The 14,558-nt window shown below is 29.7% G+C and carries 15 protein-coding genes and 5 pseudogenes; 12 read left to right on the top strand and 8 right to left on the bottom strand.

Annotated elements, in window-relative coordinates; genetic code table 11:
• Positions 1-99: 99 nt before the first annotated feature.
• The 5 genes and pseudogenes from NL275_RS02740 to smpB all read right to left on the bottom strand — a co-directional run bounded on the left by NL275_RS02740 (position 100) and on the right by smpB (position 3,002).
• Positions 100-342 carry a hypothetical protein gene (locus NL275_RS02740; protein WP_458694682.1) on the bottom strand — a complete coding sequence of 81 codons (243 nt, stop codon included), beginning with the start codon at positions 340-342 and terminating at the stop codon, positions 100-102.
• Positions 273-899 carry a CAF17-like 4Fe-4S cluster assembly/insertion protein YgfZ gene (ygfZ, locus tag NL275_RS01255; RefSeq protein ID WP_253300182.1) on the bottom strand — a complete coding sequence of 209 codons (627 nt, stop codon included), beginning with the start codon at positions 897-899 and terminating at the stop codon, positions 273-275. Before ygfZ ends, NL275_RS02740 begins: the two co-directional genes overlap by 70 nt.
• 49 nt (positions 900-948) lie before the next feature.
• Positions 949-1,690, bottom strand: a pseudogene (gene lepB / locus NL275_RS01250) (signal peptidase I).
• Positions 1,691-1,713: 23 nt separating this feature from the next.
• Positions 1,714-2,505, bottom strand: a complete 792-nt coding sequence (gene lgt / locus NL275_RS01245) for a prolipoprotein diacylglyceryl transferase (protein ID WP_253300222.1) — start codon at positions 2,503-2,505, stop codon at positions 1,714-1,716.
• Positions 2,506-2,551: 46 nt separating this feature from the next.
• Positions 2,552-3,002: pseudogene (gene smpB / locus NL275_RS01240) on the bottom strand (SsrA-binding protein SmpB).
• Between the two features lie 56 nt (positions 3,003-3,058).
• On the opposite strand from smpB, the gene NL275_RS01235 reads away from it, so the two are divergent.
• Positions 3,059-3,583 carry a Na+/H+ antiporter subunit E gene (locus NL275_RS01235; RefSeq protein WP_253300181.1) on the top strand — a complete coding sequence of 175 codons (525 nt, stop codon included), beginning with the start codon at positions 3,059-3,061 and terminating at the stop codon, positions 3,581-3,583.
• Here the strand turns inward: NL275_RS01235 and NL275_RS01230 are convergent.
• Positions 3,563-3,979 (bottom strand): hypothetical protein, encoded by a 417-nt coding sequence (locus tag NL275_RS01230; protein WP_253300180.1) that lies wholly within the window; start codon positions 3,977-3,979, stop codon positions 3,563-3,565. The two genes, NL275_RS01235 and NL275_RS01230, sit on opposite strands and share 21 nt — an antisense overlap.
• Positions 3,980-4,225: 246 nt before the next feature.
• Here NL275_RS01230 and NL275_RS01225 point away from each other — a divergent pair, with 246 nt between their 5' ends.
• Both NL275_RS01225 and NL275_RS01220 read left to right on the top strand, forming a co-directional pair.
• On the top strand, positions 4,226-4,636 hold the full coding sequence (locus NL275_RS01225; RefSeq protein WP_253300179.1) for a hypothetical protein: 411 nt from the start codon (positions 4,226-4,228) through the stop codon (positions 4,634-4,636).
• Positions 4,624-5,487 (top strand): hypothetical protein, encoded by an 864-nt coding sequence (locus NL275_RS01220; RefSeq protein WP_253300178.1) that lies wholly within the window; start codon positions 4,624-4,626, stop codon positions 5,485-5,487. Before NL275_RS01225 ends, NL275_RS01220 begins: the two co-directional genes overlap by 13 nt.
• An 18-nt stretch (positions 5,488-5,505) precedes the next feature.
• Here the strand turns inward: NL275_RS01220 and gltX are convergent.
• Positions 5,506-6,828 (bottom strand): annotated as a pseudogene (gene gltX / locus NL275_RS01215) (glutamate--tRNA ligase).
• A 147-nt stretch (positions 6,829-6,975) separates the two neighbouring features.
• Between gltX and NL275_RS01210 the strand changes: the two are divergent.
• The 5 genes from NL275_RS01210 (at position 6,976) to NL275_RS01190 (ending at position 9,661) form a co-directional block, all read left to right on the top strand.
• Positions 6,976-7,632: a hypothetical protein gene (locus NL275_RS01210; protein ID WP_253300177.1), complete on the top strand. Its 657-nt coding sequence runs from the start codon at positions 6,976-6,978 to the stop codon at positions 7,630-7,632.
• Positions 7,629-7,862, top strand: coding sequence for a hypothetical protein (locus tag NL275_RS01205; protein WP_253300176.1), 234 nt, complete (start codon positions 7,629-7,631; stop codon positions 7,860-7,862). The genes NL275_RS01210 and NL275_RS01205 overlap by 4 nt, the downstream gene beginning before the upstream one ends.
• Positions 7,819-8,184, top strand: coding sequence for a hypothetical protein (locus NL275_RS01200; RefSeq protein WP_253300175.1), 366 nt, complete (start codon positions 7,819-7,821; stop codon positions 8,182-8,184). Before NL275_RS01205 ends, NL275_RS01200 begins: the two co-directional genes overlap by 44 nt.
• Positions 8,130-8,600: a hypothetical protein gene (locus NL275_RS01195; protein ID WP_253300174.1), complete on the top strand. Its 471-nt coding sequence runs from the start codon at positions 8,130-8,132 to the stop codon at positions 8,598-8,600. The genes NL275_RS01200 and NL275_RS01195 overlap by 55 nt, the downstream gene beginning before the upstream one ends.
• A gap of 503 nt (positions 8,601-9,103) precedes the next feature.
• Positions 9,104-9,661: a hypothetical protein gene (locus NL275_RS01190; protein ID WP_253300173.1), complete on the top strand. Its 558-nt coding sequence runs from the start codon at positions 9,104-9,106 to the stop codon at positions 9,659-9,661.
• A 101-nt stretch (positions 9,662-9,762) separates the two neighbouring features.
• Here NL275_RS01190 and mutS read toward each other — a convergent pair.
• Positions 9,763-12,184: pseudogene (mutS, locus tag NL275_RS01185) on the bottom strand (DNA mismatch repair protein MutS).
• A 79-nt stretch (positions 12,185-12,263) separates the two neighbouring features.
• On the opposite strand from mutS, the gene NL275_RS01180 reads away from it, so the two are divergent.
• The 4 genes and pseudogenes from NL275_RS01180 to NL275_RS01165 form a co-directional block, all read left to right on the top strand.
• A complete protein-coding gene (locus NL275_RS01180; RefSeq protein WP_253300172.1) occupies positions 12,264-13,079 on the top strand; it encodes a hypothetical protein in 816 nt (271 codons plus the stop codon).
• A 243-nt stretch (positions 13,080-13,322) separates the two neighbouring features.
• Positions 13,323-13,655: pseudogene (locus NL275_RS01175) on the top strand (4a-hydroxytetrahydrobiopterin dehydratase); the annotation flags it as partial.
• A 63-nt stretch (positions 13,656-13,718) separates the two neighbouring features.
• The gene (locus NL275_RS01170) at positions 13,719-14,054 is read left to right on the top strand and encodes a 4a-hydroxytetrahydrobiopterin dehydratase (RefSeq protein WP_253300221.1); all 336 of its coding nucleotides are present in this window, start codon (positions 13,719-13,721) and stop codon (positions 14,052-14,054) included.
• Positions 14,041-14,558 (top strand): queuosine precursor transporter (locus tag NL275_RS01165; RefSeq protein WP_253300171.1); only part of this gene is annotated, 518 nt, incomplete at its 3' end. The genes NL275_RS01170 and NL275_RS01165, both read left to right, overlap by 14 nt.

Below are 14,558 nucleotides of genomic sequence, written 5' to 3'. Positions count from 1 at the left end.
TATACTGTAATGATCATTTAATAAGCCTCTGCGTTTATATTTTACTATTTTTCTCAATTAATAATATATAATTGTGTATAGTACGCCTACTGATAGTAATTAACAATGAACAGATATCTTGACTTCATTGGAATACAAACTTACATGACTTTTTTCAGTATAGAGCAACGCAAGACCTGTTTTATCTATACTAGAGCGTAGCTCTCCTACTTCCTCATTCTTATCATTTATTATTTTTGTGCCAATACTTGGTAAAACATCATTTCCTTGAATTAGGTATAGTCTTTTCTTAATTTGTGTTGCATTCTCATGCGGCTTACAACTTCTTGCCCTGTATAACACCCCTTATTAAAATCTATGCCATTTACTTGATCAACTAAGTACTGGAGTGGAAATGATGAGTTTTGTATCATATCTTGTGCACCATCCGGAATAAGATTTTTTATTCTAGTAAATTCATATTCAGTAAGACTTCCTATAGGCTCGTTTATCTCGTTTTTATGTATGACTCTCATTCCTAAAGACTGATGCCTTGGATCTTGAAAAACAATCTGTGTTTCATCACTAAATTCAATGAGTTTTGTGTTGAAAAAAATACCAATCTTATATAAAGCACTCATATCTTTAATTCTTATTTTTAGATAAGTTTTAAGTAGATTTAGCTTTTCAATTACTTGTTGTAAATAGATACTTTCACACTCCAAGAAAATGTATTTACCATGTTCAATGAGAAAAAAATCATATAAATATTTTCCCTGTGGTGTAAGTAATAGAGAATATATAGCTTTTTGATTGTTTAATTTACTAATATCATTTGTTATGATACCTTGCAGAAAATTTCTTATATCTGGACCATACAAAGCTATTACACTACGATTAGGTAATGGTATATAACTCATATAACCCTATTTCAGTGCTTTTACAAAGAATGACTTCATGTTCTCTTGATTACACAAATCTGTGGAAAATTCTGTCTATTCTTAAAGAGATAGGCAACCTAAATGGTAACCAATCTACTTTTTTTAATTAAAAGAAAAACCAACTAAATTCACACGCCCTATTATATTTTCCATCGGAACAAAACCCACTTCAGGAAATCTACTATCTAAAGAATTATTTCTGTTATCGCCCATGACGAAAAATTGGTTATCAGGAATATGATAAGCCGGTGTATTATGTGATAATTTATTAGGAATATTGTCTATTAAAATTTCATGTTTTTTACCATTAGAAAGGGTTTCTACAAATCGAGAAATGCTACGGTTTGACTCATAGTCAAGAAAATTTTCAACTTGTTCTATTTTCAATTTCTCATTATTAACATATAAATCTCCATTTATCATTTGCACAATATCACCTGGAACTCCGATCACCGTTTAACAAATCTGATATTATTATTTTTTGCAGGTTTAAACACTATTACATCACCGCGTAACGGTGGGATATAAAAAATTCTACCCCTAAAAATATTTGGTGAAAAGGGAAATGAATGCTTACTGTAACCATACGCATACTTACTAGCAATAATATAATCTCCTTCTAAGAGAGTACTTTTCATGGAACTGGAAGGTATATGAAACGGTTCAAAAAGAAGACTTCGTATTGAGAACCCTATGAGTAATAAAACAAGTAATGAAGATAGAGATTTTCCTATTTTTACGATTAAATTCTCTTTTAAATTTTCTTTCAATTTATAACCTTTATCAAAGTATATTACATAACAGATTTTGTATTAAATTTCAAATTTAATGCTCTTAAATATAAAAGTACTCCTACTGTGAACGTGGGTATTGAAAGTAATTGACCCATAGTCAAGTTAAGCCATAAATAACCAATTTGATAATCAGGTTCGCGAACAAATTCAATTAAAAAACGCATAGCTCCAAGCCATATAATGGCGATACCAGTTAACGCACCATTATAAAGCCTTGTCTTAGTGAAAAAACATAGCAAATTTAGTGCTATAAAAAGCAAAAAACCTTCAAAAAATGCTTGATAAAGCTGAGTTGGATGGCGTAAAAAATTATCACCACTTTTTGGAAATATCATTCCCCATGAGACATTTGTTACTCTACCAAATAATTCACCATTTATAAAGTTACCTATACGACCCAAAAACAGTCCTATTGGCATTCCACAGGAAATTAAATCTAGTGTGTAGAATATGGAAATTTTATGTCTCTTGCATACAATTATCACTGCAGATAAAACTCCTATGATTCCACCGTGAAATGACATACCTCCTTCCCAGGTTTTAAATATATCAATGGGATTGCTAATATAAAAAGCTGGATCATAAATCAATACATATCCAAACCTTCCTCCTAGAATAACTCCTATAATCACTGCTGTTAAAAGCGAATCATAAAAATCTTTAGTGAATGTTTTTTGATCATCTAGCTTATGCAAATACCAATATGTAAATAATATACCAAAAACATACGCTAAGGAATACCAATATATAGAAATAGGACCAATATTAAGAATTACTGGGTTAAAAGACATAGCTAAATTAGTGTTTAGTTTAGATAACATTTCCTAAATTCCTGTATTATAAATCATTTTTGGATAATCTGCTTTTTTCACGATCCCATTCTCTCTGTTTTATTGTTGCTCTTTTATCATATAGCTTTTTTCCTTTCACTATTGCAATTTTAGTTTTTACTACCCCCTTGCTATTTAAAATAAATTGAAAGTGGAACAACAGTTATGCCAGCAGTTTTGATTTGACCAATTAATTTACTTATTTCTCTTTTGTGTAAGAGCAATTTACGTTCTCTTTTTGGCTTATGATTTTTTCTAGTTGCGGCTTTATATTCTGCAATGTGCATATTATTTAGCCAAATCTCGTTATTTTTTTCAATCGCATAAGCATCAGAAATATTTACTTTTCTTTCTCTGATAGACTTGACTTCGCTACCTAACAAAACTATCCCTGCTTCAAATTCTTCTACAATAAAATACTCAAACTTTGCTTTTCTATTTTCTGCAATAACTTCCATATTATTCGTACAAAATTATTTATTCTTTCTTAAAAATTATGTATATAACATAACATATGCACAGCTACAATTATAGACAAGAAATAAAATTTCTTTCTTTATCCCTCATAGTTTTATTTACTTTATGGGTTATATTATCTGGTCGTTTTGATTCTTTTTTTTTCTTATGCGGTATATTCTCATCTGCATTTACACTTTATGTTTTTAGACGCTTAATAAATGCACAAGAGTCACTCAGTTGTATTTTAAGCAGTAAAAGTAAATTATCGTTATGTGGGTTAATAAGTTATATACCGTGGCTAATGTATCAGATGATTATTTCAAGTATTTATGTTATAAAAAAGATACTAAAGTTCAATCTTCAACTTGAGCCAATTATTATTTTAAGAGAACATCAAGCTCATAATGATAAAAGTATAACCTTATTTGCCAATTCAGTTACAATTACTCCTGGCACTTTAACTATAAACGTTGAAACCAGACAAAATATGTATTTATCTACCATATGTTTAATAGATAAAGATCTTAAAAGTGGTATTGTTGTAATAGAAAATAAAGTATTAAGTGATTGTTTTAAGTAAATTAGCAGAATAATTATATTCTCTTATAAAGCTTTCAAGCATTTCTTTTGGAAGGTTTTCACTAATAATAGAACATAAATAATTATACAAGTCTTCCAATCTAGATATATTGTTCTTTTTTTTACTACTAAATTTATATGGTAAAATTTTCTCCATAATTTCAATAATAATAGACTTGTTTAAGAATATATTTTCACCTGCTACATCTACTCTAACTAAAATAGTACTCACTTCAGGATCACTACTTTGATAACTATCTGATGATTCAGTTATTTTAATTACATATAAAGTCGTTATTCTTGACAAACAGTTGTCAATATATTCACAATTTTTTATTATTTCCCATTTGGTAACTTGAGATTGGCCTGTCTTTGAATTATTTGGTAATCTATTCATTCAACTCTCCGTGTAATTAAGCTAGTATATTATAGCTGCGTTGTGTTAAAAAAATGGTAAGACAATAGCGCTATTCTACTGCTTTACTCAATTAGAGAGTTAGATTAATTATAGCTGTTAACTTTTTTATAATATACATTAAATATAATTGATTAAAACTAGTTTGATATATATATTAATTTAAACTTTATATTAGTATAATTTTAACTTGTAGTTACGTACAATTTTATTAAAGTCAAAGTCTTTATGATTAAAGAAGTCGAAGAATTAATAAAAATCATCGGTAAAGGTAACTTATTAGAGGCCGTATTTATTTTTTTAGGTGCTTTTCAACATGCAAATTTAGATGGATCAGAAGAATATATAGATCGTAGAAATCATAACGGATTACTTAAATTTAAACAAAAAAATGAGGAACCACTGGATCCCTATTTTAGGTTAAAATTTAGTTTACAAGGCCTACTTTTAATTTACACCAGTGCCTATAAAATTCTCAAGAGAAATAGACAACTCAATACTCAAGAAGTCATTGACTCAATATATGAGATTATTAAAAAATCCCAACTAACAGAAGAATTGAACGAGATGGTGGATGAGAAAAAATTAGATACATTTAATACTTTAATCAACCCTAAGGGAAGAAGGTGTTTAATATAAATAAAGATTTCGAAGATAACGTGCTTATTGAAGTTAAGAAATTATTAAATGCAAATGCTACATTGAATAAATATGATGAAGAGTTCGCCTTAATTAGAGTTGTTGTTAATTATTTTCATTCCATTCATAAAATCAAAATAGACAAAGATATAACACTACTTTTTTCTATTGGTAATGATTATAAGGAACTTTCACTATCTAATAAAACAATAAAAAAAGAAATAATGATAATAAGGGAAAGTCCATTGCTGAATCAGTACATAACTTCACTTACTAAGATAATACAGCTCTGTATTGAAATAAAAAACGAAAATGGAGTTAAGAAATATGTGGCTGAATATAAAGAAATAGGTCTTTTAAAAATACAATTTGATCATTTCATAGAAGAAAGTAAAAAGTACAATGATAATTTTATATATCCTAAAAATATAAAAAATACTGTAACAAAATTGTTAAAAAACCAAGATAGCGATAACTTTGAGAATATGATGGTAAATCCTGAGAATATAAACTACTTAGCTCCACAAAAAGGGAATAACTGTCTACAAGATTTCAATAAAAAAGTAAGAGAAAAATACATAAACATAGGTTGTAAATTTATTGTCAGCGCATTTGTACTATCTATAGGGTTGTGCACTATCGATTATTTACTTATGGAACAAAAGTTACTTTCACCGATAAAAAATATTTTACCACAAGATAACATTACTAACTTAGTAATTGTTGCAGTGTTTGTTATTATAATGGTAGCTGCTGTATCAGAATTGTGTAAGCCACAACTGCAAATTTCAGAACATAATGTGAATAATATAGACATACCAAAGAAAGAATTAGCGAATGGCCATAGTTAATTAAATTAACTGTTTCTATTATTCCTTTAATCTAGCAATAACATTTTCTTTTCCTGTAAAAATTAATAGCTTAGCAAGCTCTGGTCCAGCTTCTTTTCCTGTGATTGCTAAACGCAATTGTATGAATAGATCTTTTGTCTTTATATTCACTTTTTGTTGAATAGCTTTTACCCAATCTGATAGTGTGTTTTCATCAAAATTTCGTTGAGGTAATACATCTAGTGCAATGTTTATAAATTGTTTATCTAGTATTATAGGTTTCACACTGAATTTACATATTTCCCACCACTCGATAACATCAGAAAATCTGTTTATATTATTCTTTATGAAATACCAAAATTCTGGGGAATTTATTCCAACTTGATTTAAACGTTCTTTCACTAATTCAAATGACATTTTTTGTAAAATTTTACTATTTAATTTATAAATCTCGGTTAAATTAAATTGAGCAGATGATGAGTTGAATTTTTTAATATCAAATGAATCAATCAAAGATTGCATGTTAACATGAGCTTCAATTGCATCAGAAGTGCCTAATTTTAGGAGATAATTACTAAGTGTAATCGATTCAATACCATCTTCTCTTATGGATTTCACATCTAATCCACCAACTCGCTTAGATATTTTATTATCTTCAAAGTGTAAAAGAGGAAGATGAGCAAACATAGGAACTGTTGCTTTTAGAGCTTGGATCATTTGTATTTGCACAGCAGTATTTGTTAAGTGATCTTCTCCACGAACAACATGGGTGATATTAAAGTCGATATCATCAATCACAGAAGGTAGCATGTATGTATAATTTCCATCTTCTCTTTTGACAATAGGATCACTAGTACTATTGATTGTGATATTAATTGCACCTTTAACTTCATCATTCCATTTTATACTTTCATTTGTATTCAGTTTAAATCTAAAATGAGGCCTTCGTCCTTCTTGTTCATATTGTATTTTTTTCTGCTCAGTTAAAAACAGAGAACTTCTATTGTAGACTGGAGGGAGAACCTTGTTTTAGCTGTAATTTTCTTTTAATTTCCAACTCTTCCTTGGTTTCATAACATGGGTAAATATAGCCTTCTTTTATTAATTGTAAAAATACTTCACCATAGCGTTCAAAACGTTCTGATTGCGTAAATTTTTCATCCCAATCTATTCCTATCCATTTCAAGTCTTGTATAATATTATCTATATATTCAATTTTTGAACGCTGAGAATCAGTATCATCAAAGCGCAGCAGAAACTTTCCTTTTTTACTACGAGTGTATACCCAGCAAATTAAAGCAGAGTACGTATATTTCCTACATGAAGGTAACCTGTTGGACTTGGTGCAAATCTTGTTAGCATTAGAGTAAATATTACACACATAATTCTAATTGAGTAGGCAGAATATGCAAACTTTAAATGCGTACTTTCTCTCTATAGTCACTCTAGTATTTGGAAAAATGAAAACGTTATCATATATTACTGTTTCTTATATGCAATTTACTCATTATGACATTTAAATATTCCTTAAAACCTGAGCCACCATTACTTCAAGGACCTAAAATATTGTCACCTTCTGCACCTATAATTCTAACTTGGATACCAAGAGAATATGGAAAAACAGTTATAGGTGTAAAGGATACACGCACTCAAATTGAATATCTGGATATAATAAAAAATCATAAACAAGAAAAAGAAGAAACTAGAGACATGTATCTAGTGATAAATGGACAAGGGTTAAAAGCTGAACAAATAAAAGAAATAATAAATTATTTCAAAGAAGTTGATGGAATACACGTAATAAATTTAGACAAATGCTCCTGGAAAAATATAGATAAAGGATGGGAGCTGGATGGAAAAGAGATTTCGATTCAGCAATATTATCAAAGGATGTATGGGAATAATAATCCAGATATGGATAATAATGATCTAGAGTTTAAAAGGATGCCTTTTTTTGTTGAAATAGACACTTTCAGATTAATTGCCTTATCTCTTATAGAAGAAATCAGGTATCAAAATGAGAAAGGGGAAAAAGAAGAAGAGAGGGATAAGGATTTATCTGCAATATACATCGATTTTGACACTTTGTTAGCCTCAAATAACCGTATATATCCACACATTAAATTGAAAAAGATTTTCTATTACGTGGTATTTTTACAAATTTGATTAGCGATAGTAAAGATCGATTATCTGATGAGGAGTACATTGACAATATAATACCTGACAAAGTGAGGCTTTTAGGTGCGAGTGATAATAGTTACTCTCAATCTTTAGAAAAAGAACCATTAATTACAGAATTACATAATGACTTAATAGTAATAAAGAGACCGACAATAATTATAAACATGCTGAATGGCTTTAAAACACAAGCTAAAAAGCGAAGAAAAAATCACTGATGAACTAGATAAACTATTCAGTAGTTGTGAAAAATTTGGAGATAACATAAAAGACTACATGCAAAATCATGGAAGTAATGATAATGAGGGTGAGCAAAATGACAGTGAAGATGCGAGGGACGAAAGTGAAGATGAAAAAGATCATAATAAAGAAAATTTATTTAGCAAGAATGAAATATATAAACTTCTTTTAGGAGAATATATTAATGTTGAGGATACTAAATTTAAAGAAAAAATTTTTAAAAACAGACTTAATAATTTATTTAAATGTCAGCTCAAATTACAACAAAAGAAGATAGAGCGCAAAAAATACGCAGTATGATAAATAATGCTATGTGTATAAACGGTAAAAGTTGCATTTTTAACACCAACCCAGCTCAAGAAATTCTTTTGAGTACAATTATGAAAAACACAAAAACCGTTCAAAGCCTAAAATTTTATTCTTTTTGTGGCAACAGTGCTAACAAAATCTCTATGAGCACACATGATCACTCTTGGAAAATAAGTAATAATAATTCTATACCACCTTCAAGTAGTCACAGCTTTGCTGATGTTATAGCACATTCAAATAGTCACAATTTCTCTAATTCTATAGAACATTCCGTTGATCATAAAAGTTTTAGAGAAAGGTGCCATTCTTGTAAGCATGAAGGTAAATGGTGTGAATGTGTAGGAATTTCTCACAAATCTTCCATTGTAGAGAGAGTTATAAAAAATAGTCATGAATTGGATAGATGATCACAACTATAAGGATAATAACAAGTATACATGTTACAAGTAAGGAAAAAATTAATTATCAATCACAAGTGTCACACTGACTAAAAGTATTATCACTTTTCAAATTACCAAAAGTAGAATTACGTCTAATAAATATTTATGTTAATTCACAAATAAATAACCCTTGTTACTATACACATTGAACTTAGGTTATTTAAAAATCTTTATTAGTATCCTCAATCATCATTTAGTATTTGTTCTATCTTGAAAACCTAGATCACCACTAAACTAAATATATATGGTGCCTAGATGTACAACCCCTACTTCACTCATTTATTATGTAGATACTTCTAAACCACTAAGATTCAAAAGATACATTTCTCGCGCTCGTGATAACAGCATAATACAAGCATTCTTTTTAATAAAAAATAAGAATTATATATCATTAAGATGAATATTTATCTTGATTGTAAAGTATACCATTCATAGAATACAGTAGTAAATTCAGATTTGAGAGTCGTTATATGGATCAAAATGATAAAAGATTAAACGAAATTAAGGAGAAATTTCTTGAGATAATTGAGGCTATAGCCCTCAGCGCAAGTGGGGAAGAGAGTCTCACTAAATACAAAGAGGAAGCGTTGCATATAATTACTACATTAAAAGAAAAAAATGCTATTAATGAATATATGCACGCAGGCCTTCAGGAAAGAAAAATGACACCACTTGGTTTAGTGATATATGCTGATTGTAAAACTTATTCTTATATTGAAAATAATTCAACTAACAGAATCAATAATCCTATTCTTCTAGAATTAGAACAATTAATTAAAGATGCTGGAGGGCATGAAGCTAATCTTTTTCTTGAGAGTACTGGATTGGGATGTAAGTTGAAGAATGAAATTATAAAAAAGCCAGATGGAAAAATAGTAAGAACATCTGAGGTGGTTGAAGGTTTAGATGCATTTAAAGGTCAAAAGCAAGTTGTAGAAATAAATCCGAATGATAAAAATCTTTCAGGGAAAATGAGTAATATTACTCTCAAAGGACATTCTTCTCAAAAAGAACTTTCTAATCCTTAGATCTATGATTTGTTGAAGCTAGAATAGCATTGTTGGTGTTAAGTCGCAAATTGAGTTGCAAATGTGTTCTATTATCATGCTATAATGGTAAAGTAATATTGTTATTTTTTTAAAATATTAAGTTCTTCAAACACCTCGCTTGCTCTATTTAAAACTGATTCAGGAAAACCAGCAAGCCTTGCAACATGTATTCCATATGACTCATCTGCAATTCCCTCTATTACTTCATGTAGAAATATAACTTTTCCATTCCATTCTTTTATTTTGACACAAAAACATTTCACACGATTCAAGTATTTACTCACTTTTGTTAGCTCATGATAGTGAGTTGCAAAAATAGCTCTACACTGGTTTATATTATGAATATGCTCTATTACTGCTTGAGCGATTGACAATCCATCATATATACCTGTACCCCTACCAATTTCATCAAGAATCACTAAAGAACGCTCTGTAGCCTGATTTACAATTGTTGCTGTCTCAATCATTTCTACCATAAAAGTAGAGTAACCTGCTGCTATATTATCTGTTGCACCAACTCTACTAAATATTTTATCAATCACTCCAATATGTGCTCTTTCTGCGGGTACAAATGATCCCATATGGCTTAGAATTGCAATTAAAGCGTTTTGCCTTAAAAAAGTGCTTTTTCCAGCCATATTAGGTCCTGTAATTAAATGTATGCCTGATAAATCTATATTGTTTGGAATAAATTTATCATTTATCTCAATCACAGGATGTCTACCTTTTAAAATACTAAATTCTCTACTATCATCAATAATAGGCTTTACATATTTATGTCTTGCAGCAAGCTCTGCAAATGCAACTCTAATATCGAATTTAGCTAAAGCATTTCCAGCAAGAGCTATTTGCTCAGATTTTTCAGCAATTTTAACGCACAATTCTCCAAAAATTCTCACCTCCAAATTAATTATAGCATCGCGTGCAGTAAGAATTTTATTCTCTAGTTCTTTTAATTCAGTTGTAGTGTAACGGATAGCATTCGCTAGACTTTGTCTGTGTATAAACGTATCTGCAGTTATTTTGTGATTCGCTGAAACTTCAATGTAGTAACCAAGTATATTATTATGCAGTATCTTAAGCGCAGCAATACCAGTAAGTTCACGATACGTATTACGCAGCTTAGTTATCAACTTATTATGGTTATTTAGTAAATAAGATAGCTCGAATAATTCTGAGTTATAATTTGGATTGATGAATCCGCCCCTCTTTTATGTTATTTATGTTATTATCAAGTAGAGTTTTATTTAAAAATTCACTTAACTCTTTATGATTACCTAAATTTTTGTATATAATTTCTAGTTCATTAGCACCTGATTTTATTTCCATTAAAAATTCAGATAGTTGTAAAGTTTTGTTTAGTCCAATTTTTAATAAGTGTAAGTCTTTTGGTGAGCCGTACCCTAGCATTAAACGTGATAATGGTCTCTCGATATCTGGCATGCTTGACAATATCTCTCTGACTTTTCCTCGTAATTCGTGATTATTTACAAAAAATTCAACAGTATTCAATCTTAGATTGATAGCTATAGGACAAACTAGAGGGGAAGAGAGCATTTGTTTTAGCAAGCGTCCACCAGATGCTGTCACTGTGTGATCAATTGCTGAAATTAAACAACCTTTTTTTTCACCAAATTGAGTTGAAAACAACTCCAAATTTCTTCTTGCTGAAGCATCGATAAGCATAAAACTTTGCTTGTTGTAAGTTTTGGGAATTTCAAGTCTTGGAATAGAACCCCTTTGTGTAACTCTTACGTATTCCAGTAATGCACCACATGCAATAACTTCCACTTTATTAAAAGTACCTATCACTCCAAGTTCTTTAATTCCGTAAAACTCACACATTGTTCTGCAAGATCTACTGTATTCAAAAAAATTATTAGCATGTTGTGTTATTGATATCTTATAATGCTTCAAGATTGATTTGATTTTTTCCTCTTCAGTGATTTTTTCAGAGATCAGTAGCTCTCTTGGTGAAATACGTAGTAAATCACTATCTAATGTTTTTAGATTTGTACTGGAGTAGAAAAATTTTCCTGTAGAGAATTCAAGCCAAGCAAGAGCATATTCATTATCTTTTTCAACGATAGATGCAAGATAATTATTACTTTTATCTTCTAATAACGAATCTTCAATAATTGTACCTGGAGTTACAATCCGTACCACATCACGCTTGACTATGGATTTATAGCCTCTTTTTTTTGCTTCATCGGCTGTTTCTAATTGATCACAAACTGCAACTTTAAATCCTAAATCTATTAATTTATGTAAGTAAGGCTCACTACTATGGGCAGGTATGCCGCACATAGGTATATCTTTTCCATTTGCATTACCCCTCTTAGTTAATACTATATTTAGCAGTTTTGCTGCCTGAATAGCATCATCAAAAAATAATTCATAAAAATCTCCAAGTCTGTAAAATAATAAAAAATCTTTATATTGTTGTTTTAAGCTTAAATACTGATCCATTACAGGAGTTGTTTTTTCTTTTATTAGACTCATTTAGTAATAAATACTTGACATGATGTAATTATAGACTATTCAATACTAAATTGAAAATAAGTTCTTTGGGGGTGTGTTTATGGTACAAGAGATAGAAGTAAATAATAGTTTTGGTAAAATTGCACGAAGGGCACTTCTTTTCCCATTGTGGGTAGTAGGGTATACATTCAATCCGCTTAACTGGTCTAAGTCTAACGAAGAAGTTAAAGGAGATTTTATTGATCGTTTAATCCAGGTGGTAGATTGTCGTCCAAGGATTAGATTGCGTCCTGTAAAAATGTCGAGACATAGTGAGGCATTGGGTGTAAGTCTCATACCTACCGCAGCCGGTGTTGCCGGGTTTTCAATACCTGCACATCACTGTGGTAGAATATATGAATTAAAACGAAAAGAAATTAATAGACTAGAAAAAGATAATCCAAATGTATACATAAGTATAGAAGGTCGTATGATGACAAAAATTATGATCGAAATTGACACTGAAAATATTCAGAGTCAATATCAACATCTAGATGAAAAAAGCAAAAAAGTAGAAACTACAGAAGGTATTGAAGAAAAAATCTATTCTAGTTTGGTTCCATTAATAAAAGCTACCAATGCTACTGCAGTATTATGGGCTGATTCAACTATTATATCCAGTACTGCAAAATTATTATATGATAGTCACAACTATACTGAACATCAAGAGAAAGAGATTTTTACAGATTCATGTTCCGATAGTGTACTAATTTGCATTTACAATAAGGGTATTCTCACAGGCTATGTTCATGAATATAATAAAGTGCAAGAAAATAAAGAAGCTAAAAAGGTAAAACTCAATCCTGGAAGTCCTGGAAGTAGTCTATATAACACGGAATCAACCAGCATCGGTGTAAAACAAAGCCGTTTAATGTAGTAAACCTTCAAAAAAGACAATCGTGTTGAATATTGTTGTTTTAAACTCAAATACTGATCCATTATGGGATTTGTTTCTGTTATAAAACTCGTGAAATTTTTGATGAAATATTAATTATAAATATTCAATATGATACGATTATAAACTATATTATATAAGGTTAGAAATGAGTTCTAAAATTTATAAAACAAGCATACACTAATGCTAATAAATTATAGTTAAAAAATTCCTTTGTTGTTGATAATGAAATTTATATTATCTTTTACTCTGATTCTTAGTATTTTTGTTATGAATAACAATAAATTTACCGGTAGGATTATGGAAACTTATTCATCAGATAAACATGATTTACCATGTGCAAAAGACAAACTGCTTGAAACACAAAAAATTTCTCAACTAATTAAGGAACTTGATAATTGGAAAATTAATGATGAGGGTCACCTATGTAAATTATACATGTTTTCTGATTTTACTAGCGCGATGAATTTTGCTAATAAGATTACGAAAATTGCAGAAAGAGAAGGACATCATCCTAATTTAACTATTGGATGGGGAAAATGTGAAATTGAAATTTACCACCATATACTAAAAGGTCTTACTGAAAAGGATTTTATTTTAGCAGCAAAAATTGATCATGAAATGAGGAAAGCAACAGCGTACCTATTGAATAAAAATTGCGTTCCATTTCAAAAAATAAAATTACAACCTGAAAGAATTTCCGAATTGAAAAAAGGACTAAATGGCTGGGAAATAAATAATTCAGGTCATTTATATAAAGACTATAAATTTCCTGATTTTGTTCATGCAATGAACTTTGGTAATAAGGTTCAAGAAATTGCAGAAAGGGAGTGGCATCATCCTGAATTAAAACTTTCATGGGGAAAATGTAGACTGGAGATTTGGACTCATGCAATTGATGGCCTTACTGAAAATGATTTTATTCTAGCAGCAAAAATTGACCATGAAAATAGATGAAAAAGTATATATCTTTCTATGTGTTTTATTTTCAACACTAATAGTAACTGGTAATTTAATTTATCAAAAATTTGTTTCTCTACCTATTGTGAAGATTGAGATATCTGTTGGAGCAATATTATACCCTTTGACTTTTTTACTTACAGATTTGATTGCTGAATTTTACGGAAAAGGAAAAGCTGGATTTTGTGTTAAATTATCCATTTTTATGAATATAGCAATAGCATTAGTTATTATGCTAATGGATAGTTTAAATGCTACGTCATGGTCAAAAATAAATAACGAAATTTTTCATATGGTGTTTGGCAAGTATAGCATCAATTTTATTGCTTCTATTATAGCGTGTTATATTGCACAGTTTGTTGACGTTAACATATATTTGTGGATAAAAAATATAACTGATGGCAAATTTTTATGGCTTAGAAGTAATGTTAGTACTGCAATTTCACTGCTAATAGATACTTCTATTGTTGTTAGCATTTTATGCATATTCAACGTTTTACC

It is taken from the genome of Wolbachia endosymbiont of Chironomus riparius, assembly GCF_918315375.1.
Note: the sequence above shows the minus strand (reverse complement) of the source record. Positions and strands in the feature narration are given on the sequence as shown.